Annotated in this window: 20 protein-coding genes; 2 read left to right on the forward strand and 18 right to left on the reverse strand. The window is 61.4% G+C overall.

Going from position 1 to position 23458, the window contains the following annotated elements:
* Nucleotides 1-45 precede the first annotated feature (45 nt).
* The 11 genes from CXQ88_RS17840 to CXQ88_RS22720 all read right to left on the reverse strand — a co-directional run bounded on the left by CXQ88_RS17840 (nt 46) and on the right by CXQ88_RS22720 (nt 9556).
* Nucleotides 46-681: a GNAT family N-acetyltransferase gene (locus CXQ88_RS17840; RefSeq protein ID WP_306737106.1), complete on the reverse strand. Its 636-nt coding sequence runs from the start codon at nt 679-681 to the stop codon at nt 46-48.
* A gap of 576 nt (nt 682-1257) precedes the next feature.
* Nucleotides 1258-1893, reverse strand: coding sequence for a hypothetical protein (locus tag CXQ88_RS17845; RefSeq protein ID WP_104045464.1), 636 nt, complete (start codon nt 1891-1893; stop codon nt 1258-1260).
* A gap of 47 nt (nt 1894-1940) precedes the next feature.
* Entirely contained in the window at nt 1941-2639 is a 699-nt protein-coding gene (locus tag CXQ88_RS17850) for a class F sortase (protein ID WP_104045486.1), read from the reverse strand.
* Between the two features lie 33 nt (nt 2640-2672).
* A complete protein-coding gene (locus CXQ88_RS17855; RefSeq protein ID WP_181037593.1) occupies nt 2673-3443 on the reverse strand; it encodes a CHRD domain-containing protein in 771 nt (256 codons plus the stop codon).
* A 176-nt stretch (nt 3444-3619) separates the two neighbouring features.
* Nucleotides 3620-4051 carry a hypothetical protein gene (locus CXQ88_RS17860; RefSeq protein ID WP_258061981.1) on the reverse strand — a complete coding sequence of 144 codons (432 nt, stop codon included), beginning with the start codon at nt 4049-4051 and terminating at the stop codon, nt 3620-3622.
* A gap of 177 nt (nt 4052-4228) precedes the next feature.
* The gene (locus tag CXQ88_RS17865) at nt 4229-4654 is read right to left on the reverse strand and encodes an ATP-binding protein (RefSeq protein WP_104045465.1); all 426 of its coding nucleotides are present in this window, start codon (nt 4652-4654) and stop codon (nt 4229-4231) included.
* A complete protein-coding gene (locus tag CXQ88_RS17870) occupies nt 4647-4979 on the reverse strand; it encodes an STAS domain-containing protein (protein ID WP_104045466.1) in 333 nt (110 codons plus the stop codon). The genes CXQ88_RS17865 and CXQ88_RS17870 overlap by 8 nt, the downstream gene beginning before the upstream one ends.
* Nucleotides 4980-5278: 299 nt before the next feature.
* Entirely contained in the window at nt 5279-6487 is a 1209-nt protein-coding gene (locus CXQ88_RS17880; protein WP_258061982.1) for a PP2C family protein-serine/threonine phosphatase, read from the reverse strand.
* 474 nt (nt 6488-6961) lie between these two features.
* On the reverse strand, nt 6962-8242 hold the full coding sequence (locus CXQ88_RS17885; RefSeq protein WP_306737110.1) for a glycoside hydrolase family 26 protein: 1281 nt from the start codon (nt 8240-8242) through the stop codon (nt 6962-6964).
* Nucleotides 8243-8485: 243 nt separating this feature from the next.
* Nucleotides 8486-8647, reverse strand: a complete 162-nt coding sequence (locus CXQ88_RS22645) for a hypothetical protein (protein ID WP_181037594.1) — start codon at nt 8645-8647, stop codon at nt 8486-8488.
* 657 nt (nt 8648-9304) lie between these two features.
* Nucleotides 9305-9556, reverse strand: coding sequence for a DUF3644 domain-containing protein (locus CXQ88_RS22720; protein ID WP_373637778.1), 252 nt, complete (start codon nt 9554-9556; stop codon nt 9305-9307).
* A 757-nt stretch (nt 9557-10313) separates the two neighbouring features.
* Here CXQ88_RS22720 and opgC point away from each other — a divergent pair.
* On the forward strand, nt 10314-12791 hold the full coding sequence (opgC, locus tag CXQ88_RS17900) for an OpgC domain-containing protein (RefSeq protein WP_104045469.1): 2478 nt from the start codon (nt 10314-10316) through the stop codon (nt 12789-12791).
* Here opgC and CXQ88_RS17905 read toward each other — a convergent pair.
* The 5 genes from CXQ88_RS17905 to CXQ88_RS17925 all read right to left on the reverse strand — a co-directional run bounded on the left by CXQ88_RS17905 (nt 12778) and on the right by CXQ88_RS17925 (nt 18207).
* Nucleotides 12778-13443: a YbdK family carboxylate-amine ligase gene (locus CXQ88_RS17905; protein ID WP_104045470.1), complete on the reverse strand. Its 666-nt coding sequence runs from the start codon at nt 13441-13443 to the stop codon at nt 12778-12780. The genes opgC and CXQ88_RS17905 overlap by 14 nt on opposite strands.
* A 1662-nt stretch (nt 13444-15105) precedes the next feature.
* Entirely contained in the window at nt 15106-15387 is a 282-nt protein-coding gene (locus CXQ88_RS17910) for a hypothetical protein (RefSeq protein ID WP_104045471.1), read from the reverse strand.
* A 455-nt stretch (nt 15388-15842) separates the two neighbouring features.
* On the reverse strand, nt 15843-16022 hold the full coding sequence (locus CXQ88_RS17915) for a CsbD family protein (RefSeq protein WP_104045472.1): 180 nt from the start codon (nt 16020-16022) through the stop codon (nt 15843-15845).
* Nucleotides 16023-16513: 491 nt separating this feature from the next.
* On the reverse strand, nt 16514-16963 hold the full coding sequence (locus CXQ88_RS17920; RefSeq protein WP_104045473.1) for an SRPBCC family protein: 450 nt from the start codon (nt 16961-16963) through the stop codon (nt 16514-16516).
* Nucleotides 16964-17502: 539 nt separating this feature from the next.
* Nucleotides 17503-18207: a hypothetical protein gene (locus CXQ88_RS17925; RefSeq protein WP_181037595.1), complete on the reverse strand. Its 705-nt coding sequence runs from the start codon at nt 18205-18207 to the stop codon at nt 17503-17505.
* Nucleotides 18208-19636: 1429 nt separating this feature from the next.
* On the opposite strand from CXQ88_RS17925, the gene CXQ88_RS17935 reads away from it, so the two are divergent.
* Complete coding sequence (locus CXQ88_RS17935) at nt 19637-20170, forward strand: hypothetical protein (protein ID WP_104045474.1); 534 nt, start codon at nt 19637-19639, stop codon at nt 20168-20170.
* Nucleotides 20171-20256: 86 nt separating this feature from the next.
* On the opposite strand, the gene CXQ88_RS22445 is transcribed toward CXQ88_RS17935, so the two are convergent.
* Nucleotides 20257-21882 (reverse strand): CU044_5270 family protein, encoded by a 1626-nt coding sequence (locus CXQ88_RS22445; RefSeq protein ID WP_258061983.1) that lies wholly within the window; start codon nt 21880-21882, stop codon nt 20257-20259.
* Nucleotides 21883-23257: 1375 nt separating this feature from the next.
* A partial coding sequence (locus tag CXQ88_RS21965) for a hypothetical protein (RefSeq protein ID WP_181037596.1) occupies nt 23258-23458 on the reverse strand: 201 nt, incomplete at its 5' end.

Below are 23458 nucleotides of genomic sequence, written 5' to 3' on the forward strand. Positions count from 1 at the left end.
AACACCCGGGATACCCCGGCGGGCGTCCGCAAACACGGTGAGTGCTCAGTAGATGTTCTTGCGCATGACCACGCGCCGTTTGGAGGGCTGGCTCACTTCCTGAAATCCGGCCTGGACAAAGGTGCCTACCGTCCCGACGTGGAGCTCTTCGTCAATGACCGCCGTCGTGGTGATTGGGTAGCCCTCAACCGCTCGCGCGCCCCGTTCCTTGGCGTACTGTACGGCGGCACCAGCGAGGGCCCTGCTGATGCCGCGTTTCCGGTACCCTACGCGGGTGACGAAACACGTGAGTGCCCATACTGTGTCGTCGGTTTTTTCTTCCGTTCGACCGACCCAGGGCACCTTACTATTTCGGAGCAGCCCAGGGTAGGCGGTGCGGGGTTGGATCGCGCACCACCCTACGGGTTCTTTGTCCAGGTAGGCGACGATGCCGGTTGTGATACCAGCTGCCTGGTGATCGCAGTAGGTTTGTTGACGCAACCGGTGGGCCCGTTCCTCGGACGGGAAGGAGGCAAAGCTTTCTTGTGGCTGCAGCTTGTACCTCTGGCACTGGCATCTTAGAGGTGAGCTCGTGCTGAGCACCAGCTCCAGGTCCTGCCATGGGGCTTCGCTGGCGGGAATGATCCTCAAAGAAGCGGCTGGAATGATTGTCGGTCCTCGGGTCACTGACACTTCAACCACCCCTTTGGCAGTTTTTCCGTCACAACAGGATCAAAGGTAGCGCACGATGCGGCCAGTGCACTTTCGCGGTACCCACCTGAGCTGTAGGCAGCTGTGCTCTGCCTTCGATGGCGGGGAACCCTTGTGTACGCGGTGGGCAGGGCGGGGTGTGCAGGACCACTAAGTTCCGTGATGCACGCGTCTCATCAGTGAAAAGGCTTCTATTGCCGGCTTCGACAGGTAAGGGGATCAGGTATGCCCTGCCCGACAGTGTCCTAAGTCAGCGGTGGACGGCGGTTGGCTGCAAGGACTGCCAGGTCGTGGATGAGCTGTTGCATTTCGCGTTCCCGGCCACGGGAAGGCAAGACTTCAAAGGCAGACACTGGTCTTGCAGGAGGAGCGGGAACGGGGGAAGGGCGCGGGGACGAAGTAAGGGAAAGTGGTTGCCCAGCCGCAACCGGATCGGTAAAGCTCGGTCGTTCCAATCGATAGCCCCCTGCGTATTCGCGTTGCTGGTTTGTAGTTGCCAATTTGACCGGCCATAAATTAATTCCCCGGATCCGCCGAGTTGCTGGCAGTGGGTGGAACCAGGGGTGGTCAGGGGTGTTCGATCCAGCAGGCGAGGATGGTGGTGGAGAGTTGGTAGGCCAGGGCGTTCCTGGTGACGCTGTCCGGGCCGATGGTGGCGGGCAGGTCTGCAGCGTCCACGTGGAGGACGAAGCTGTCTTTTTGGAACACAGCTGACCCGTCCGCCGTTTCATATGCGGGGAAGCCGAGGTTCGCGAGGCCTTCGATGGGTTTGGCGTCCTTCGCGAGGGCCTGCATGGCGTCGAAGTAGGTGAGGGCGGTGGCCTGGTCTTTGGCTTCCTTGACGGAGATAACCAGGTCCCCTTCTTCCAGGTGGTAGGTGCAAGTGAAGGTGCTGTCGGCCCAGTCATTGATGGTGTGCGCGTCCTGATCCAGGTCCAGGATGGAGGTGAGCCGGTCCATAGGCTGTTCCCCGCAGACCATCAGGGCAGCGTCACTGGGCCCGTCAGCTGTCGCGTCGGGCGTTGCTGACCCGCCACCGTGGTGCCCGCCCCCGTGGCTGTCGGTGTGCCCAACCTCCGTTGAAGTTGTGGCTGGTGTCAAGACATCCGACGGTGCAATGACGGAGCCGGCCGCTGCAGCGCAGCCCGAAAGCAGCAGGGATGACAGGGCCAGGGAGGCCAGCAATGGCTTGTGCTTTTTCATGGCTCTTTCCGTCCTGACCGCCCCCTGTACAGGGTGCGCGGCCGTTGTCAGGCTTTGAGTGTGGCGTAGATGACGTAGTTGTCATCGAAAAGCCCGGTGGCGGGGTCGTAACCGTCGCAGGTGATTAGCCGGAGCTCTGCGCCGTCGGTGTTCCCGTAGACCTCGACGGTGGGGAACTCGTTTTTGGGGTAGAGCGCGCCGCGGTCAACAGTGAACACGGCGGTGCTGCCATCATCCCGGGAGACGTTGATCTCAGCACCGGGAATGAGCTTCCGCAGGTCAGCGAACACACCCTTGTTCCCGCCCAGGGCGTTGACATGGCCCAGTATGACTGACGGGCCACGTTCCCCCGGAGTGGGGGAACCGTCGTACCAGCTGCCAGGTGTGCCGCTCCCGATGTCTTCCGGTACTTTCAGCGAGCCGTTTTCTTCCAGCCCCAAATGGAGGAGATCCGTCCGAACCCCGATCGAGGGAATGCTTAGGGTGACGGGAGCCGAAGCGCCCATTACCGGGGGAAGCTGCCGTCCGGGTGGAGCGGCCGCGGGGGCGGCAGGCCCGGGAGCAGTAGCAGAGGGGGACGGAACCGCAGCTTCAGTGGGTGCCGCCGCCGAGGAAGCGGACGCTGTAGGGGCCGCTCCGGCACCAGGGGCGTCGGCGGGGCCGCCTGCGCAGCCGGCCAGGGAGAACAGGAGCATAACCCCGGCCGCCGTGGAGGCCCAAAGACCTCCGCGGCGGCCGGGCTCCATGTTTGTCACAGTAGTGATCCGGTCAGCTCGTGCTTAGGCTGCTGCGCTGGCGGTGCGGCGGCGGACCACGTAGGCTCCGCCGGCTAGGGCGACCAGGGCCAGGCCGGAACCGATGGCGAGGGCGCCGGTGTCGGTGCCGGTCTCCTGTGCGACGCCGGTCTCAGCGCCGCCTGCAGGCATCTGCATCTGACCGGCCGTCAAGGTTCCGCACAGGGCAGGGGACGTGGCGGCGAGCGGCAGGGTCGGGGCAAGGTCGCTCTTGGCAGCCTGCCCTGCGGCGCTGAGGGTGGCGGGGTCAAGGCCGTGGACCACTACCACGGCGGTCCCGGCTTCGAGGGCGGCCTTGGTTTCGGCGTTTAGTTCGAACGTGCGGTCAACGGTGTAGGCAGCACCCTGGCCGCCGACCTTGAGGTCAAGACCTGCCGCGGGGCTGGTGTCACCGCTGGTGGACAGGGTGGTAACGATGCCGCCGTAGGACGGGGCGCCCTCGGTGGTGGAGATGACCTGGTCGCCGTCCTTATCGGCAGAGGGGTCCGGGCAGACACCCTGTGCTCCGCCGTGAATGTGCTGGACGTGCGGGTACGGGGCGTCCATGAAGGTCGCGGGCATGCCCGAAACTTCAAGGACAACATGGGCCTGGTTGCCCGTGACATGGAGCTGGATGGTGCCCGAGCCTGCGCTGCCGTTGAGCTGCTTCAGCGTGGACTGGTAGGACTGGTCCGCTGCCATAGCGGGGGAACCAGACAGGGCCAGACCGGCAAGGGCCAGGGTGGGGACTGCCATAAAGCGAAGTGTCTTGTTCATTGGAAAAATCTCCTCATACACGCGCGTGTGATGTTGGCGCCCCAGGAAGGGGACGAACAGTACTTCGCAGCAACTCCGGGAAAGGATGGGAATGAATGTGGCCGGGTTCACATATTTCTGGGCAGGCTACCGCCAGCAGGTCCCCAGTGCGTTTCTGCTGGCCGTGATCTGGCTGGTTAAACTGCCGAAGCTCCGCGGCGCCAGCCCCGCGCAGCTGTCCCTGACCCGAGACGGTGCTTCTGCAGCAGGGTGTACCCGGCCACCGCCATCGCCCCCGCGGCAGCTTCAGCGATCGCTGTTATGTTTTTGGCGGTGTACCAGACCGGTTCGTACATCGAGGGCAGCGGCCCGATAGCAGGAACCTGGACATACCGGTAAAGGATGACCGCGGCCAGGGACGACAACGCCACCACCGCGGCGGCCGCAAAAGCGGTCCGTGAGCCTTTGAAAAGCACAAAAACCGCTGCAAGGGCCGCGGCGCCGGCCTGGACCAGAAACAGGGCGCCTTGGCCGATGCCTCCCGGCGCGGCTTGCTGGTAGCCCGGGGCGAGCTGGACATGGACTACGGCACTGACCACCAGGGCCACCGCGACACCTACACGCAACACCCAAAGAGATGGAAACTGCCACACAGAAAGCCCACCAATGGGGGAACTGGTGTCTCCGCTTTCGACACTATCGGGGGTCGGTGCGAACATCGAGTGGAGGATCATCTCCGAAATTGGGGGAGTGTCTACCTGATCCATGATTTTCGAAGGCCGTCGGAATAATCCTTCCGGGGCCGTTCACCCGTGTTGGGGACTTCGGGTCAGGACCCAGGTGTTAGTGCTGTCCTGCCGCTCGAAGGTTAAGGTGGTGACCAGCGCCTGGATCAGCGCCAGGCCCCGGCCTGATTCGGCATCCTCGCTCTGCGTCGCGGGTTCCATCGGCTCGTACGGGGATTTGGCGTGGTACGCGCTGACGCGGGCCTGCAGCAGTGCGGGCTGCACAATAATGTCCATGCCGAGCTCCACCGGCTCCTGCCCGGCCGGTTCTGCGTGCTGGACGATGTTCGACGCTGATTCGATGACCGCGGTGGTAAACGTCATCTGGTCGATGTCCTGCACAAAGGGGGCGTCGAGCCACAGGCTGTCGAGGTCGTTGTGCACGGCTTCGATGGCTTCGTCGGCCGCTGGCCCGCGGAAGCTGCGGGATGCCAGGACCTCAGTCATTGCTGAACGCCTCTTCGGCCGTGCCGTAGGCGGTGAGGACCTTGTCCATGCTGGTCAGTTGCAGGACCATCTTCACCTGCGGCTGGACCGCCGCGATGCGGAGGTCCCCGCCCGCCTGCCGCGCCGCCTTCAGGCAGCCGATGAGCGCCCCGAGGCCGGAGGAGTCCATAAACGCCGTGTTCTCCAGGTTCACCACAATCCGCTTGGATCCACTGGCAATGACGCCGGTAACAAACTCGCGCAGTCTTGCCGCGGAGACCAGGTTCAGCCGCCCGTCCGCCTTGACCTCCGCGTACGAGTCCTTGACCTCATAGCTAAACTCCATCGGGATTCCTCTCTGTGTTTATTGGACTATGGGCTCTGCGGCCGGTTTATAACCCTTGTAAAGCACTGCCCGGATCAGAATGCTTATCACCACCAAATCGGAGATGATTCAGGCGACGTTCACCAGGGTGCCGAGCGGTTCGGCCAGTCCGTTGGCCAGGCGGATAATTTTCGATGACGGCGGCCACCGCCAGCAGCACCGATACAACGATCTGTGTGCCGTAAAGAGTTGTACGTTTCCCGATCCTGGCATTTTCTCCGGTGCCTACCGCACCGGCTGTTCTTGCCTGCGTTTAGAAGTCACCGCATCGAATGCCTGTCGGCGAGCTGGCTTGATTCTGATGACTGAGGGGAGCGTGCTGTTCTGCGGACGGCGAGGATGGTTACGTCATCGGGGTTGTTCGTTTCTGCGGCCAGCTTTTGCACGGCGTCGACGATGTCTGTTGCCGAGGTCGCTGTGGTGGCGAGCAGGGCGATTTCGTCGATGGCGGTGAGGGTTCCGTCGTATAGGTCCAGTACTCCGTCGCTGAAGCTAACGATCATGTCTTCGGGGTTGAGGTGAATTTCGAACGAGTGCCAGGTTGTGCCTGGGATCAGCCCTACGGGCAGTTCCCGGGAGGCGAGCCTTTCCCAGGAATTGTCTGCACGGATAAGCAGTGTCAGGCCGTGGCCTGCGTCGGAGAACAGGACGCGCCCGTCCTCGGCACGGAGTCTAGCGTGGAAGAGGGTGGCGAAGGACGCGGCCTCACTTAGCTCGGTGGTAAGGCAATCTGAGGTTAAGCTGAGGGCCGTGGCGGGGTCCTCGCTGTTTCTGGCGCTGCGGATGACGGCCCGCGTGGTGGCAGCAATCATTCCGGCCCCAGCGCCTTTGCCCATCACGTCCCCAAGCGTGAACCCGAGGCCGCCGTCAATCTCGTACCAGTCGAAGAAGTCTCCGCCCACGGCCTTGGACGGTATGCAGGCGCCGACGGTTTCATACCCGGGGAGCTGGGCAGCTTCTTTGGGCAGCAGATATCGCTGGATTTCCGCCGCGCGGCTGAGTTCCTCCGACGCGGCCGCTGCCTCTGCCCGGGCGGCGCTGAGGCGTCGGCGGGCTCTGGCGGCGAGTTCGTTGACGATGACTGCGGCCAGGACGAAAACGATCATGCTGTACAGGCCGCGGAGCAGCTCGTTGGGGTTCTCGTCGATGCCGGCGCCCAAGGCGAACGGAACCAGGATCGCCACGGCGCCGCCGAGGACGGCGTAGAGCACGTATCGGCGCCCTTCCATTGCTGAGAACCACAGGACGGGCAGAAGCACAAGGGATGCGTAAATAGAACGGCTTTCACCGGTCCCGTACCGAAGCAGGCCTGCGGCCAGGAAATCCGCGGCCGGAACAATGGTAGCGAAGCGCGCCAGGGACGGACGGGAAAGGACCGCCGACAGCACGGTCGCTGCGGCTATCAGCAGAACACCCGTGGCCAGCGCGGGCCAGCTGCTGACGGTAAGCGTCGAAATGGAACTGCTCATCACAGCCGCTGCAAAAAAGAGCGCGGCTATCGGGACCTGCTTGACAAGCGGGGAAATTTCAACAATTCCCAGGGGTCGAACGCGCATGCTACGGCCAACGCGCTCCTCAGGGACAGAGCCCGGGCGCAGGGCAGCAAGGGACCGACGTCGTTCACGTTGCTGGGCTGCTGGTGGCATTATGGCCTGCTTGTTCATTTCATCGCTTCCCTACGTTTTCACCACGGCAAGCGGTTTGACAAAACTAACACGGGGCTTGACTACCATACAGATGATCAAGTGGTCCCGGCGTCAGCCGTGACTGCGGCTTCTGCGCTACGCCTAGTGGTTGCGCCGTTGGTCCGTTCATGCCGCGGGACGTCCCCGGCCGCCCTTGCAGGGCGAGGGCGCCCCCTCATCTGCTTTCGGCGGGGACATATATGTCTGGGTGTTGGTAGCGATGGGAGGGCCGCGCATGGCGCGGACCTCCCATTGGTGTCAGTTCCTGGCTGCCAATGCCGCGGCGAAGGCGTTGGTTGAGGCGCTGGAGCTGTTGATCCGCCAGTCGGCTTCCTTGTTGTGGTGGAACCAGACAAAGCCGGTGACGTCGGGCTGTGCCGCGAGGTAGGAGACCAGGGCGGTGTTCCAGCCGGCCTTTGATCCTCCGGCTTCGGCGGAGGCGGTCTCGGAGATGATGATTTTCTTGCCGGGGGCGAGGCTGCGCAGCGCGGTCAGGCCGTCACCGAACAGGGCTGAGGGCGAGGCCCAGGAGCTCCAGGACTGCGAGGTGCCCCAGTTGTAGCCGTCCAGTGCCACGATGTCGACGTAGCCGGCGCCGGGGTAGAGCCCGGTGAGTGGGGTGGAGCCCCAGTAGGGAACGTTCGGGCTCCAGACCCACTGCACGTTGGTCGCGCCGGTTGCGGCGACCACGTCGTGCACGTGGCGCCAGGCAGCGACGTAGTCGCCGGCGCCGTTTCCGTTGGCTGATTCGGCCCAAGGATACCAATTGCCATTCATTTCGTGAGCGAAGCGCAGCATGACGGGCTTGCCCCAGTTCCTCAGCGAGGTTCCCCACTGGGTGATGTAGGTGTCGAAGTCTCCGGCGGTGATCCGGTCAAGCGAGTAGGCGGGCTGGTTGGCCCCGTTTCCGCTCCAGAGCCATGGTTCCCAAGTGATAAGGCTGGTGGCGCCGCGGGCGTTGACGGCGTTCAGGTCAGCGATAGGGGCCGCTTGGCTGAAATCTTTGTAGGACATGATGATGGACGGGTTTTCGTTGACCAAGGTGGCGACGGCATTGAGCTCGCTGGCAGCCTGCGGGCCACCTGGCGTCGACACTCCGAACCGCAGCGGGTCCGAGCTAATGGGGGGTGTGCTTGCTGTGGTTTGGGCTTGTGCTGCCATTGTCATCGGGGTGGCGGTGCTCTGCGCTGTCGCGCTTTCGGAGCCGGCGCGCAGCGAGGCGGGGCTGTAGGTGACGGTGTAGGGGGCCGAGGCCGTGGCCTTGCGCGTCTTGGCCGTTACCGTGACCGCGGCTGACGCGGTCTGCGGGATTGTTACGGCCGCAGTGAAGGTGCCGTTTGCTTTGGTGGTGAACTCGACGCTGTTTGAACCGGCCGTCAGCGTCCCGGAGGTTTGAGGACCGAAACCGGCACCATTTACTGTCACGGAGGCACCTGTCGGCCCGGCAGGGATGCCAAGGGTAACCTCCGCCCGGCCTGCTGCTTCAGCAGGTACTGCCATGCCAAACAGCACGGCCAGTGACAAGACAAGTCCTGTCACAGTAGATCTAGAAAAAGTCTTCTTACGCACAAATACTCCCCAGCACTACCTGAAATCACCGCGCCCTACCTTAGGGCCGGCTTAGGCCGCACGCGGCGGCCGTCGTCGGGGCCGGGCGGGAATTCGCGCCAGGCCAAATTATTGGGCACTCCGGTTTCCTCATTCATGCGTCCTCAGGACAGCGGGAAACGGATTCCGAGACAATTCTCTATGGAGGAACTGCGAACCAATAGCGTCCTGACCTCATCCTCGATAAACCCTGCGCAGATCCTGTGGTTGCGACCGGGAATCCTGTGATTGGGGATCAAACTGCGGCGTTGCCTCTTCCAGCAACTGCCGGAATTGTTCCTCGCAGTTCAGCGTCAGCTTCTCACCCTCGAGAAAGAACGCGGCGTCCCCGGTCACGCCGAGAGCTTTTCCGTCAACGATCTCCGCACGGATCCGCTCCCTGGTCTACCAGTTGCCCGGTTTCATCACTCTAAATCAGCAGAGGGGAAACAGCCCGGACGTCGGCCGGCCGCGTTGTGGCGGACGATCGCGCAGTAAAGACTTCAACAACCTGGATGCCGCTACGTGCGGCCGCACGCCCTGAAAGAGTTCCTGCCGTGGGTGAGGAGTGAGCCCTGGCAAAGCGTATCTGCGGCCTAACCGCCGTGAATACAAGCAGACTCGGTCGTTCCGTTGATCCATAGTGCATCGCATAAAGCAGATGAGGCTCCGGTACGCCGGAGCCTGTCGGCTGTGCGGTGTCTCTCTTCCGGTCGGACCGAGGCGATTTATGAGAGCGAGACGAAGTCCGTCCGCTGCTTGGAGTGTGCCTCGGAGGCTACGGAAACCATGTCCCACGATCTGGAACGACCTTGTGATGAGTCGTTGTCCACTGAGTCTGAGGTAGCCGGATCGTCCGCACGACGGGAATATGAGCGCCGCAAGGCGATGGACGAGGAAAAGCTCCGCGAGCAGTGGGGTCGATTCGGTGGCCTCGCGGTCGCCCTTTCTGACGAGCGGCCGCACACCAAAGTCCGGGGACCGAGGCGCGACCGGTAAGGAGCGCCTCGGCGCTCAGACGAAGAGCCTTGAAAAGGTAGCCGCCCTCGGGATGCTTCTTTCTCCAGCCCCTCTGGTCTCCTTCAATGAGCTCCCCCCAGTGGCATCCACGCGCGCCTGCAGGAGCTTTGTCCAGGCAAGATTCATGTGGACGATAAAAGCTTCGAGCTGTCGCTCGTTTCCCGACCGGTTGTATAAATCAACGGCAAGTCGTGCCTCCGCTTTTGAAGCTGGCAGCATGTGCCACCACGTTGGACGAGGAGCCATATGCCGACGATATATCGGTGCATCCGGGCAACGTGTTAGGCATGGCCGCCTAGCGATGTCGGAGGTTCCTGTTCCTACTGGGACAGGAACCCATCGAAATCACCGTGCCGGAGTGCGAAGCCGTGCGCCGAATCCGCCATGCCCTTCACGCCATGGAAGTGGACTGGGGCCGGGGCGCGTTTGACTACGGGAAAATCAAGGCCCTACTCACCAGCTGCAGCACCGAAACATGTCAGGGCGGGCACCGAACCGCAGAGCAGCCCACCAATGCCGCATGATCCCGTGCTAATAGCGTTGACGGTAAGAGCTGACCTGTAATTGCGCCGTGATTCGGCCCAGACAGATCTCTACCGGGCAGCAGTTGGATCAACTGCACATCGGTTGGCGGCGAAGACGCCTGCCCGCCAGGTGTACCGGCCGCTGGCGTTCCGGGATACGCCTGCGCCTGGACATCTCGAGTGAGTAGCGGGGGCCGGGACGCGCTAAAAAGCGAACTGGTTGACCGCGATGTTTCACCTGCGCACTTTCTTAGGTCGAGGAACGGTTGTCTCCCGGACTGGTCGCCCTGACATTGCCGGTAACACCTGACCACTTATTGCGAGGGGTAACAGTTCGGTCGGCAGGTACTCACGAATTTCAACTGTTATGCGCTTCCCTGGTTTTTGCGGAATGGCCTAGCATCGGGTGTGCAAGCTGGCGTTCTTGGGGGTTTTGCGGTGTTTCGTTGACCCGGGAGTTAGAAGACTGAAGGGTCCTTATGCTGACGTTTCTCCAAGCGGCCCACCGAAGGGTGCTGGTCGTTCTTTCCCTGCTGCTCCTGATGTTTTTCCTGCCACCGACCCAAGTCTGGGCTGCGGGGCCTCAGCAGCGCACGGTCGAGGACTTCGGTACCCGCTACTTTGGTGCATTGCTGGACTGGGACAAGGACTCAGCGGCGGAGCATGCCCAGCGGTTGGGGGAGTCGGCAGCCCTGTACGGGCAGAACGTGCCCATGCCCATGGACGAAAATGACCGCGCATACTTGCAGGCCTACTTCTCCCGCACCGCGGACCAGGGCGCGCACGCGCTGCTCACGGTCCGGCCTGGGATCAGTTTGAAAGACGTCGATGCGGCCACGGCGAACGAATTCGCCGGGCACCTCTCCGAGGCGGCAGCCGGCTTTCGAGGAACTGTCTTTGTCCGCTTCGCTCCGGAAATGAACGCCCCATGGGTTCCCTGGGGCCAGGAACCGGAGGCCTACCGGACCTCATTTAGCACGATGAGTTTGGCCCTGCGGGCTGCCCTTTCAGACCCGGTGATGGTCTGGTCTCCTACTGCTGCGAAGGACTACCCGTTCCAGGAGGCGACACTTGCCCCTCCCAAGGGGGTGCCTTTGGAGTCACTGGACACCACCGGGAATGGAGTTTGGGATCAGGAGGATTCCGCGTATGGGCCCTACTACCCGGGCGACGACGTGGTCGACTGGGTGGGTCTGTCCGTTTACCACGACACGACAGGGGCGGGTCCGGCCAGGAATACTGTCCCCGTGGCAGGAGAGTTCAATGACGCCCTGCACAGTTCCGGCGCTGGGATCGGCATTGACGGTTTCTATAGCACTTACGTTGAGGCGCGGGGCAATCCCCTTCTAGTTGAAACGGGCGCGTTTTACTCGCCAAGGGCCGGGGGCGCCGCCGAAGCTGAAGTAAAGCGCGCCTGGTGGGACCAGGTTTTTGCCGCCGTTGCCGAGCCCCGGAACAGGGCAGTCAAGGCCGTGGTCTGGAACGAAACGGTCGGTCAACGGGATGAAGGACGAATATTTGTCGACTGGCGGGTAACCGCCGACGCTTCTCTGGCTGGAGCTTTTCGGGCGGCCCTTGACGCCTCTGGCCTCGCAGTCGGTCCTGTTACGGAAGGCGGCCTTGAAGGGGGCCCGGCGGTTGAGGCCCCACAAAAAGCGGCCGGGACCGTGCTCAGCGGATGGGCGGCCTGGGCTGTGGCCGGGGCTGTACTGGCAGCTGTCGCAGTGTTGTGGCTGCTGGCGACCCGGGCAGCGCCGGGCCGGTGGTCCTATACCGGCACCGGTAAGCGTGACGCGCGAATAGATATGCTCCGCGGCCTGGCCATCGTGTTCGTCGTTATCAACCATGTGGGCATCAACTCGCTCCTACAACTGCTCAGTCAGGAAGCCATTGGAGTGGTCTCGGGCGCGGAGCTGTTCGTCATGCTCTCCGGGGTCGTCCTGGGCATGGTGTACGGGCCGAGAGCGGGAACTGAGCTGGGGGATGTGGTGGATGCGACGTCCAAGCGCGCCTTAAAACTCTACGTCACTGCACTGGCTGTCGTCCTGACCGTGTATGCACTGAGCCTGTTGCCCTTCGTCAGCGCCGCAGCAGTCACTACCTTCACCGATCAGGGAACCGGTGCAGGCGGACGAAGCACAGCCGGCACCACCTATGACCTTTACTCCGGGATAGAAGGATTACTGCAGTTTCCCGTCCCTGACGGACTCATTCCGGCTCTGTTGCTGCTGCAGGTCGGGCCGTGGCAGTTCAATGTGATGGGCCTCTACGTCGTCCTCCTGCTGGTCAGTCCGCTGATCCTCGCAGCGCTCTCGCGCGGCCTTGCCTGGCTGGTCCTCACGGTCAGTCTTTGCCTTTACGTTGCGGGGTCCATCTTCCGCCTCCGGCTGCTTCCTTCACAGTTCGAGGACTCTTTCCCGCTCCTCGTATGGCAGGTCCTGTTCGTCCTAGGCATAGCGGCAGGGTTTTACCGGCGCCAGATCATTCAATGGTTCGCCCACCCGCACCGGCGTCTGTTCCTGGGAGCCTGCATCCTGTTTGCCGCGGCGTGTGCGCTGTTCTCCTGGAGCGGGCCTTACCTGACCAACCAGCTGGATGTCCGCCTGGCGCTTATCTCGGAAGCAACGTTCAGGTACATCTACGACACGTTCTTTAACCGCACCTACCTCGGGCCCGGGCGGTTGCTAAACGTCATCCTCATAACTATCGCCTTCTATGCTCTTCTCAGCGCTTTCTGGAAGCCACTTGTTCGCGCCGTTGGCTGGTTCTTCATCCCGCTTGGCAGGGCCACGCTTTATGTGTTCATCATGCACGTATTCTTCATCGTGATTATCGCCAACATCCCGTTCCTAAGGGACGGGAACCTCTGGCTGAACACGGCTGCCTACGTCGCTTTGCTGGCCATGCTCTGGGGGATGGTTAAAGCCCGTTTCCTGTTCCGCCTCATACCCCGGTAACGACCCGGAGCGCAGTGCTGCGGAAAAAATGACCCGCTGTATCGACCAGGGCCCGCACCAGGGCAGCGACGAGGACAGCGTCCCCGGACTCAAGGCAAACATCAGCCACCCTGACCTCAACGGTGGGATGCCGGACCGAGAGGCGCGCGTCAAAGTCCGGGTTGTTGATGACACCGGTGCCGGAAAGTGCCGCTACCAATGAATGGTAGGCCCGGGCGGATCCGAAGACCTCGGTCGGCCCGGCAGAGGACCACCGGTTCCACGCCTGGGTCCGGAAACTGGCGTAACCACTGTCTGTGCCGTTCCAGAACGGTGAATTGGAACTTATTGCAGTCAGCACCGGCAACCATGACCTGATCCGGTCAAGGACCGCGACGCCTTCCTCATCGGAGCCGACCGAGACGTGGACATGGGATCCGCACGTCAATTGCTCCCGGGCAGTCAGAGCAAATTTCTCCTGCAGAGCGTCATAGCGGTCTGTGCGCTTGGCGTGCGGAGCAACGGGCACCGGGGACGTGGCCAACGCTGCAATTCTCGCGCCCACCAGCCGGGCCAACGAATCCGCGTAAGCCCGGCCATCCCTGATCTCGGCGGCCAACGCCTCCAGGCTGCTGTGCGGGCGCGTGATGACTTCGAGCTGATCCTGCTGCAGCTCCGCGGCTCACCTCATCAACGCGTTTGCCGGAGTAGTCCCTCGAAACGTCGACTAGGAGCGCTTGAGTGAGTGCGGGCGACCATGGCCGCCATGACTGAACCGGCATCGTCATTCCATTGCACGTCCACAAAACCTCCTGGTCTTGCTAAGCCCTCATGGCCTAGGTTTCTTCATGCTAGAGGAGTTCCTCGTGAGGAAACCCGGTGCCTAGAGGTTAGAGGCGTCGCCCAGAACTGTGGAGGCGGCTTTTCAAGCATAAGGATTGTGGACTTGGACTTTATTGCCGCAAGGTCCGCGGCGCTGGCGCTGATTCTGTCTGCGAGTGACGTCTATCCAAAAGTCGTAGGGCCATTCATTCGGAGGTGCACCCGAAGGCATGTCCCAAGGATCTGGTTCGGCCATGGGAACATAGCCCCAGGTAAAGCGAACCCACCTCGCCGACCAGGGAACCCCTGATTTCGTTTCCCTGAATATGCGGTCTGCATGCTTATGCGGCATGGTGTGGATGATCCATGTCAACCACTTGAGCCGCGGCGTTAGAAAGATGCCTTGCGTTAGCCGCGACCGCCATGTTGGCTGACGCGCTGAAGCGTTCCATAATTTGCCATCAAAAGTGTCGTGTTCAGAATCGACGTTCGCGACTTCGTTGGTCCGATCACGCTTCAGCCGGCCGCAATACTGATTCTGGCCAGCATCTTGGCCGGATTCCTGACCGACTACTTCAGGCCCGCACAAAGATCCCGCGCCGCTCACTAACCCTCTGTCCACATCTGGGGTCAACCGCATTCCGCGTCTTACTCTTCGTCTCAGAAATCCTCGGAACCGGGGCAGCCCTGAATCAAACCGTCTTGGTGGTCCTGAATCACGTTGACATATTCAGCCCTCCGCTCACGTCCCCCGGCGAGCTACCCCAGCAGCTGTAAGCAAACACTGCTCTCACCTGCGAGGATCAATAACCCGCCATCATTAACCACGCGAAGATCACTGCCACTACGGAAATGACAGCCACGATCCCAGCGAAACCCCACTTTGTGCTCATGATTTCTCCCAACCCAAGGAGGGCCCACATGCCCTCCTATCCAGCTTGGCGTGAGTGGAGGTAGTCCATCAATAGCTGGCGGCCCGTCACTAAATCGACGTCCACTTTTACGTAAGCATTTACTGCAGCGCAGGTATGACCTGGCCCAGCAGTGCATGGAAAATTGTTCACGGATGATCCTCGCGGGACAACCGACTCCCTACGGAAACGTACGTAGCCCGTTGGTTTAGTGTGTACGCGCATGCTCCCGAACTTAGTCCGGCCGTAGGCCCTTGGTCCTCGTTCGAGGGGTGTTCGGAGGTTTGATGGTCCTGTGCGAGGTCTAATTGGTTACGGGTGTCGTATTTCTGAAGTTGAGCACTGAGTCCAAGGTTTCACAAGGTTCACGGCAAAGGGTTTTCGCAAGGTTAGGGCTGCAAGCTTTCGGTATCTGGCTGTGGGTCAACCCCCAATGACCCACTGGTCAGTGCAGCGGAGGCAGCATCGCAACCCCCAATGCGATGCTGCCTCTGTCAGGGCGCGAACCACGTATCACTAGGCCTATGAATGTGGGCTTCCTTAAGCCAGCCTCGGTATCGCAGCGGAACTGCAGCAGCGGCGCTGACTGTTCTTCTCCGGTGCTACTCGATTCTGGCATTGAGGATGCGCTGCAACTCCTTCTGCTGGTGATCGGCGAAGACGCGGCCTGCGACGGTGCTGGTACTGGTAAGGGGTGGGATGTCCAGGCTGGCATTGCACTCTTTGCCCCAACATCGGATCTCGTCAGTCCAGACCCAGCTGTATCCGGGATGAAGTTCTTTCACCGTGGCCATGCCGGCAGTCGCTGCTGAAGTGAGGGACCGAAGGTCCAGCAGGTCCGCTTCGCTGACCACTGTTCTGAGATCGGTGTGTTCGATTGTCATGGTCCTGCCTTTCCCTCGCGCCGATAACTCACCATATGTGCCCTGGATCACAAACACATTCTGAAGCCCCAAAAATTACTGGCCGGTAAGGGTTTGTTTCAAACGCGAAAACTGCGCCTATGAATGGCGTTCGCCGCAGGCAAACGGGAAGAAGCCCGAACGTGAATGGGCGACAGGAGCCGCAGTGTCTCCATCTCATCAAACCATCAATAGATGAGACAGCGAATTGCCGTACACCGGCGCAACTGGCTCCGGGAGTGACTGCTTCGGAAAATTTGTCCAGCAGACGTAGTCGTTCCAGAGCACGCCCGCATCGGGGGCCTCGGTACAGGGTGCCTACCTCTGACCCCGTCCGCTTGATGCCCGGCCATTCCCGGGACCGGGTCCGGGGACCGCTTCCGTTGCGGGGACGGGTCCGCTCCGCCTTTTGGTTCCGGAAGCCGCTGTCCTGGTTCCTAGCCCTTCTTCTTGAAGGCGTCCTTTATTTTCTCGCCGGCCTGCTTCAAGTCCGACTTCGCCTGATCGCCCTTGCCTTCGGCCTTCAGGCGGTCATCGCCGCTGGTTTCACCAGCAGCTTCCTTGCCCTTGCCGCGCAGCTTTTCAGCCGCATTACGGGCCTTATCTCCCAAACCCATGGTCTTATCCCTTCGGTCGGAAACCCCGGCGGGGACGCCCCGCGGGCTGCCACTTCCATCGTAACCACCCACTTCCAACTGCGGACCAGTGCCGCCACAATAATTTCGTGCCGGTGAGTCACCAGGACAGGTTTCGGATTGGAGTCACAATCGCCAGGCGGGGACGAGGTCGCCAGGCTGGCTACACGAGTCCCAGAAGGCGTTACCTACTTCCCCCATAAAAAGTAGGTAACGCCCACTGCAGACCCTAACGCGAGAGGACAATCCTGGGAATAGCGGTAAAAGAAACTCCGTACGCACCGGTGTACCCCTCCTGTGCCTTCCCGCGGGGTGCTACCCATATGGTTTCGCGGGCTTCGACCTGAAAAAGACTGCCCAGAGCCTTTTCTGCTTCCCGACCCTCATCAGCGCAGGCAAATGGTGTCCATGGCAAAGGGGATACCAGGGAGGCAACGCCTGCATGAAACCAAGACTTCCCGGCCTGTTTGGTTCTAATGGACCTCTCCACGCCAAGCGCCGGTTTCGGTACCCCTGGTCTCAACGAATTCCTTGAAGCGGCGCAAGTCCGCCCTGACCTCCATGTTGTCGAACCCTAGCGCGGCACCGGCCTTCTCCGTGAAGGTTTCCGGAGCCCATTCAAAACGAACCCAAACTCGCGTCCCTCCGGTCTGTAGCGGCGTAAAAGTCACGGCGCCGGCGTGCGCCTCTCCGTCGGTGCTGCGCCAGGCAATCCGCTCATCGGGACGCTGTTCAATGATGTCAGTGTCGAATTCCCGCTTGGCTCCGCCGATGTTAACCACCCAATGGTTCGTCCGGTCAGTGAGTTGGACTACGGAGTCCACCCCGGACATGAAATTGGGGAAGGACTCGAACTGCGTCCACTGGTCATAGGCCGTTCGCACTGGGACCTCGACGTCAATGGTTTCTTCGACTGTTTGCATGTTCTCCCCTCCCGAAGACAAAGATGCAGCGGCACCAACACGCAACACCCAAAGCAGGTCCCGCCAGATGTCGCTCACTGATATCGTCTGCGGTGGTCCACCCCCCCAAGCGCCGTGCGGACCACCTGTCGCCATCGTAGATCGCGGCTGCGGCCCTCACAACGGCAGTAGGCGGAGCACATGTGTGTGACGAGAACAACACGCGAAGGTCAGTAGCCTTATCAAGTTGAGTTATGAACTCACGAGAAAGTACGTTGTGAGTGGCAACCCCTCGCATGCCCCCCATTTGCGGGGGGTTGCTTCATGCCTCAAAGCCCTTGTTAGCGAACGATGCTGGCAGGGGCATTGTTTGCCGGCGGACAGTGAGCATTTGGTATTGCCCACCCTAAGACCCTGCGGGGAAACAGGTACTCAGCAGCTCACGCCAGCGGCGCCGGGCGACGCCAGGCAGGGAGGGAGGACTTTGTGGTCTACCTCTGCCACCGAAACTGCAGAAACGCCCCACACAATGACTGTACGCACCGCTAGGGGAGTGGTAACTATTTGTAGTCCAGGCTGAGCAAGAGGGCCTTGAGCTGACGGAACTTCTCCGTTGCCGTCCAGGCTTTGGCTGCCTCAGGGGTTGCGAAGGCGGGCTTCTTCTCGTCCTGGAAAACCACGAAGGCAGACAGGACCCCGTTGGGCAGGAGCACTTGGTTTGTTCCGGAATTGTCCTGGGACGGCAGGAACTCGTCGGCGAGCCTGACGTCCATGAAATAGAACGGGCGGCCAGCGATGATGTCATAGCCGAAACCGAACTCGGTGGGCTTCCCAGCCTTATCGGTGATGCCGGGCACGGGCGCGTGATCTAGGACCGTCCGCTTGGCTGGACCGGCAGCGGCATCGCCGTACATGCCGCTGAGGACGCGGGCAACTTCTGACCCGGAGCTGTCCGTAACGACAGCAATCACGGAACCGGCCTTATCCTCCTCTGTCAGGTACGGGCCCTGTTCGGTCCTGACCGACCAGCCGGCCGGGTACCTGAACGAGATGTGCCCGTCAGGGAAAGTGAAACTTTGCCCTTGCAGGGTATCCGCGTTCGGACCAGATGAGGACGTGGTTGTTGCCGATGTCGGTCCAGCTGTGGACGTCGGGGTAACCACTGGTGGCGCGACGGACCGCTGCGGACCAACCGGTTGCGCGGTACAGGCCGTGCCGGTGAGCACGACGCCTGCCAGGATGGCTGCTGCCAGTGAGTGGTGCATGCTGCGCGTCTTCAATTTGCTCTCCGAAGGGAAGAAGTTCCGGACAGGTCACCCCAGGACAGAGAATACCGCTCCCAGCCGATGTTGAATACGCTCACATCAGACGGACCCAGTCAGGGCGTATTCGCGTGCGCCTGAAGCAGGCTTACGGAAATCACTGATCGGCGCTTGGAAACATCCAAGAGCCTTTGCCCTCAGCCAAATTGCCGATGCGGCGGAGCTGACCGTTTGCCTCTAATAGGTCTGCACACAGGCAACGGGTCGCCCACAGCGAGGCACCTTGCCCAAAAACGACCGTTTGATACCTGGTGGCGACAGGGCCTGCAGACCCCGGGAGAGGGTGCCCGGTCCCGCCGCCGGAGTTCGTTACCGGAATCAAAAGTACTCAGAGCGGGGGAAAGGACGTTTTGACCATTGGTGGGGGAGTGGGTCTGCAGCGACAGATTACGACCGCGCTTTGGGGTACGGGGCCGGTGAACTGTGCCGAGACCCTTGCAGCACGCGCGCCTGGCGGGCAGTGAAACGAGATACCGACACGGTTAAGCTCGTCTTTGCTGTCTAACTACTGCTCAGATGATCGCACCGCTGCCCGCCGGAACCCGCTGGGCCCCCAACCGCGGCGCAACCACCAGCACGCTGTTCTTCGATCAGGCGGCATTAGTGGGCTGCTCGTCGGCGGCCCGGTGTCCGCCCTGACAGGTTTCGATGATCCGGCCGGTGAGTAGGGCTTTGAGCGGGCAGCCAAAACTAGACCTCGACTGCCCATTGACGACGGCGCTGGCCGCGGCCCCCTTAGGAATGCGGCGTCTCCATAATGTTGGCCGTGCCGTACGCCGTATTTTCGGCAAAGTTATATATCACGACGCTGCGAACGGGCTCGGGCATCGCCTCCCACATCCTGGGGTCCATTTCGATGCGCTGACTACTCGATCGGCTGAGCGGTAGCGGCCCCAGCTCAATGAGTGTCGACGATGACAGCTCCAGTTCACCACTGGGCCCGGGGTGCACGGTCCCAGGGCTCAGCACGAGGCGAACACCGTCTCCGGGACCTGTGGCAAAGTCTTCGAGCTGCACGAATGCACTGGACTCTGTGACACGGATGGTGGCCGTCCCAGTGGTGGTCGCTCCTTGCGACTGAAACTGTCCTTGCAGAGTCACGGGAACGGCAGCAGCCGTGGCGATGGGAGTCCGTGACGGCTGACTCGACTCGCTTGTCGGGTCCGGCGAGGGCTCTGCGTAGGTGCAGCCGGCGAGACCCGAAACTAGCAGGCTCGCGAGCAGCGTCGATCGAATAAGCTTCATTATTTCCCCCAAAGATTTTCGTTCATACGCACCCTACCTGAGAGGTATCTGCGCAGATGGTCGTAAGGGGATCCCTGAACGCACGGGCCTGCATTCTTGCCCGGGCCCACACCCGGATAATTGAGTCATGCAACGTGCGAGGGTTCATGTGATGGGGGCTAGCGGTAGCGGAACGACCACGCTCGGTCGGGCTCTGGCTGACTATTGGTCGGTTCCTCACGCGGACGCCGATGACTATTTCTGGGTGCCCACCGTACCGCCTTACGTCACGAAGCGTCCCGAGAACGCGCGGCGGGCCCTGATGCGCGACGTCTTTGTTCCTCGGGAGGGCTGGGTTCTGTCCGGGTCGATGATTGGCTGGGGGGAGAGCATCGTTGCAGAGTGCGATGCTGTGATCTTCTTGACGCTCGACTCTCGTGAGCGGCTGCGACGCCTCGAAGCCCGTGAGGTGCATCGCCGGGCCGGCCAAGACTTCGACGAGGCGGCGTGGTCCGAATTCCTGAACTGGGCAAAGGGTTACGACGACCCGGCATTCGACGGAAGAAGCCGTGCCGCTCATGAGGCATGGCTTGATCAACTCGACCTGCCGGTTATGCGCCTCAGCAGCGAGATGTCGGTAGTGGAACTCCGCGACGCCGTCCTGAAGTGGGAGCCTTCGTAGGTCCAGGAAGGGTCAGCCGCCGCAAGCCGATCCCCCAGCGGGCAGTCTGTGAGGAACCTACAGAGGCAGCTTGATGCCCGCTGTCGTCAAGGTACGACAGCGGGCACCTCTTGGTGCCTAGGCGCGATGCCTGTGACCGAGGTTTCTACCGCCGTCCAGGTCGTCGCCGTGCCGGACGGCATTGTTCCCCGTGATTCGGTAAGCACTTGGCGTTCCCCAATGGGCAGCCCGTTCGTAGGGTCGATGATGATGTCTTGGCGGAAGTGTGAGGAGTTTTCTACCCGGCCGATGGCCACGCCTTTGCGACCGTCCAGAGTGGCCTGTTCGTCGGTCACGGTGACTCCGGGTATCAACGCCGCGGCTTTATACAGCGCGGCGCGGAGTTCGCCGGGAACGACGCCGGTGCGGAGGAGATCGGCGACGAAGACCAACGCCTCCCCGTCAACCGACTGGCCCTTGCCGTCAGTCTTTTCATAAATGTCCTCCAGAAGCAGGCGAGGGTCGCGCGGCAGGGAGTCCAGGTAGCTGGGGGACGGGAACGAGGATTCTGTCCCAGGTCCGATGAAAGCTCCGTTTGCCCCACGCAAGACGTAGGGCTCAGGTCCAACGGCCTGGGTGCGGTCTACATATGCCTTGGATGCTTCATCGAAAAATGTCGTGGGAATCCGGCCTGATCGTTCCCAAACCCATTCGTCGTCTCGGTTGGCTGGGACATGCATTGTCTGTTTTTCCGTATCAAGCCACTGATACTCATTTCCGTTCTCGTCGACAGCCTCCGTGGCCCATAGGTTGGTGCTTTGGATCCTCAGGTATTGACCAGGCCCCACGACCGGGTCAGCTGTCTGGATGGTTGCGGCCGCTGCGTTGTTCAGTACCTCGGCGGCCTCTGCGGTTGCGCCCGGGGCAGCAGGCCTTACAACGTCCGCTACGACGATCCCGCCAACAAGCAGGGCTGCCGCTGCTGAAGCGAACAGGATCCGGCGCTGGAAGCGGATGGGGCTGACGGTGGCTTTGACGTTCGCTGTGGATGACTCATAGGCGGAGGCCGCGCTGATCCTGCTCATGACTTTTTCGCGGCCGCGATCCAACGTGGCCTGCGGTACGGAACCGATGTCGCTACGCATTCCGCGGAGCAGCTGCAAGTCGTCCATGATCCTTCTCCGTTTATCAAGTGCTTCGAGGTTGAGCTCGGTCCGCAGTGCGCGCCGGGCACGGTTCAAACGGGACCGCACGGTGCCGACGGGTACTTCCATAGCCAGGGCGATGCCCTCGTAAGTCAGGTCTGCCCAGGCATAGAGCAGCAGCGTTTCGCGGTCGATGGCAGCCATGCCCTTGAGGGTGCGCGCGATGCGCCCGGTGGCGACAGTGGCATCAACCTGGGCGGCTATCCGGTCTGAGTCGTCCCCCACGGCTTCCCGTGAAGCCGCTTTAGCCGCGGTTTTCAGCGTTTTGGTTTCGGCCCGGTGGTGACGGCGGAGCAGGTTGATGGCGATGCCGAAAAGCCAGGGACGGGCATCTTCCCGGTCAAGGTCATAAGTCTCGAGTTGCTCCCAAGCCACCAGAAAAGTTTCGGACATGACGTCATCCGCGGCGAAGTCGCCGGCCCTTCTGGCGGCGTATCTATAGATGATTGACGCGTGTCTGTCGTACAACTCCCCGAAAGCTGCGGGGCTGTCCCGGGACCGCCTGATGATGTCGCTGTCTGTGCTCACACTATGTATTGCCCGCTGACCGCAAAAGGGTTCACGGAGCGTTCCCTCTTCTTGCGCCCAATGGATTTTCCATCGAAGAGTATCCGTCCCGGACCTAGAAAAGAGTTCGGCTGTCCGTAGGGGGATCCCTCACCGGACGGTTGTAAGCCGGCTCTGTAGTGGCTGCAGCCCGCCTGGCGTTTGTGTGTCCTACAAGGAGGTCCGAGGCAACCGCAAATGGCGCTCTAACTCAGCGCCCAAACACGATTTGACGAGATGTCAGAGAGTGGTTATATTTTTTTCTCGTAAGAAAAAGAGAACGGAAGTTCCCCCACTTGAAGTAGCTGTAGTTGCCGGTTTAGGGGAAGCACCGTTGCAGTAACACTTGGCCGTCGGACAGCTTGAGATGGCCAGAGCAGTACCAGCAGTACCTGGTCGTCGACAGCTTGAGATGGCCAGAGCAGTACCAGCAGTACCTGGTCGTCGACAGCTTGAGACGGCCAGAGCAACACCAGTAACACCTGGTCGTCGGACAGCTTGAGATGGCCAGCGCAGTATCAGCAGTACCGGGCCGTCAAGCAATAGGAGACGGATACAGCAGTACCTGGTCGTCGACAGCTTGAGATGGCCAGAGCAACACCAGTAACACCTGGTCGTCGGACAGCTTGAGATGGCCAGCGCAGTATCAGCAGTACCGGGCCGTCAAGCAATAGGAGACGGATACAGCAGTACCTGGTCGTCGACAGCTTGAGATGGCCAGAGCAACACCAGTAACACCTGGTCGTCGGACAGCTTGAGATGGCCAGCGCAGTATCAGCAGTACCGGGCCGTCAAGCAATAGGAGACGGATACAGCAGTACCTGGTCGTCGACAGCTTGAGATGGCCAGAGCAACACCAGTAACACCTGGTCGTCGACAGCTTGAGACGGCCAGAGCAACACCAGTAATGCGGGGCGGGCAAGTTGAGTGCATCCTTATGCATTCCTTGCCCGCCCCTACCGTTATGGTCTGCTGCCCGGTACTGGGGTCCTTTTGTTAGTTGGAGGGCCCGAGCAGACACTGATCGTAGTTCACTCGGACATCAAAATCCTCCGCAGCCCGGGCGTGGCCATCAGCAGCCGCCGCGCGGACCTAGACGACCTGAAAGAGCTCTCCGGTAGAACACGCGTCCAACCGGGCGCCCGTAAGCCGGTCGTCTAACGGGCACAACGACTTCTAAACCATGTCCGCACCAGGACCGATGTTGTGACTTTCAGCGATAAATGGCGGCTTTTTGCAGCGCTATTTGGCGCACCGTGCCAGCCCGAGGTGGGTATCCTCCCATCCCCGACGACAACAGCGAGACCGCCGGTAGCGAGATACCCGCGACGCCATCGGATCGCTTCGGAAGCACTCTTTAGAGGGCGATCAGCGCCGCAATGTAGAGGGCGGACGCGGACCAGGTTGTGACCATTTGGATCCAGTTGATCGTAAAGTACTTCTGTCGTCCGGCCTCCCAATTTGGCGGCAGCGCCTCGGGATCCCAGGCCAGAATCATTTTGTAGTGCGGCGTTTTCACGGCGTTCGAGACGATGATGACGCCGACGAACACGATGCT

Source organism: Arthrobacter sp. ZGTC412 (assembly GCF_002929215.1).
Taxonomy (GTDB): Bacteria; Actinomycetota; Actinomycetes; order Actinomycetales; family Micrococcaceae; genus Arthrobacter.

Excerpts from the sequence above, each read along its gene's own strand:
- CXQ88_RS17845 (WP_104045464.1), bottom strand. The coding sequence starts at position 1,893 with ATGAAAAAGCACAAGCCATTGCTGGCCTCCCTGGCCCTGTCATCCCTG.
- CXQ88_RS17850 (WP_104045486.1), bottom strand. The coding sequence starts at position 2,639 with ATGGAGCCCGGCCGCCGCGGAGGTCTTTGGGCCTCCACGGCGGCCGGG.
- CXQ88_RS17855 (WP_181037593.1), bottom strand. The coding sequence starts at position 3,443 with ATGAACAAGACACTTCGCTTTATGGCAGTCCCCACCCTGGCCCTTGCC.
- CXQ88_RS17865 (WP_104045465.1), bottom strand. The coding sequence starts at position 4,654 with ATGACTGAGGTCCTGGCATCCCGCAGCTTCCGCGGGCCAGCGGCCGAC.
- CXQ88_RS17870 (WP_104045466.1), bottom strand. The coding sequence starts at position 4,979 with ATGGAGTTTAGCTATGAGGTCAAGGACTCGTACGCGGAGGTCAAGGCG.
- CXQ88_RS17880 (WP_258061982.1), bottom strand. The coding sequence starts at position 6,487 with ATGAGCAGTTCCATTTCGACGCTTACCGTCAGCAGCTGGCCCGCGCTG.
- CXQ88_RS22720 (WP_373637778.1), bottom strand. The coding sequence starts at position 9,556 with ATGGCTCCTCGTCCAACGTGGTGGCACATGCTGCCAGCTTCAAAAGCG.
- opgC (WP_104045469.1), top strand. The coding sequence starts at position 10,314 with ATGCTGACGTTTCTCCAAGCGGCCCACCGAAGGGTGCTGGTCGTTCTT.
- CXQ88_RS17910 (WP_104045471.1), bottom strand. The coding sequence starts at position 15,387 with ATGACAATCGAACACACCGATCTCAGAACAGTGGTCAGCGAAGCGGAC.
- CXQ88_RS17915 (WP_104045472.1), bottom strand. The coding sequence starts at position 16,022 with ATGGGTTTGGGAGATAAGGCCCGTAATGCGGCTGAAAAGCTGCGCGGC.
- CXQ88_RS17920 (WP_104045473.1), bottom strand. The coding sequence starts at position 16,963 with ATGCAAACAGTCGAAGAAACCATTGACGTCGAGGTCCCAGTGCGAACG.
- CXQ88_RS17925 (WP_181037595.1), bottom strand. The coding sequence starts at position 18,207 with ATGCACCACTCACTGGCAGCAGCCATCCTGGCAGGCGTCGTGCTCACC.
- CXQ88_RS17935 (WP_104045474.1), top strand. The coding sequence starts at position 19,637 with ATGCAACGTGCGAGGGTTCATGTGATGGGGGCTAGCGGTAGCGGAACG.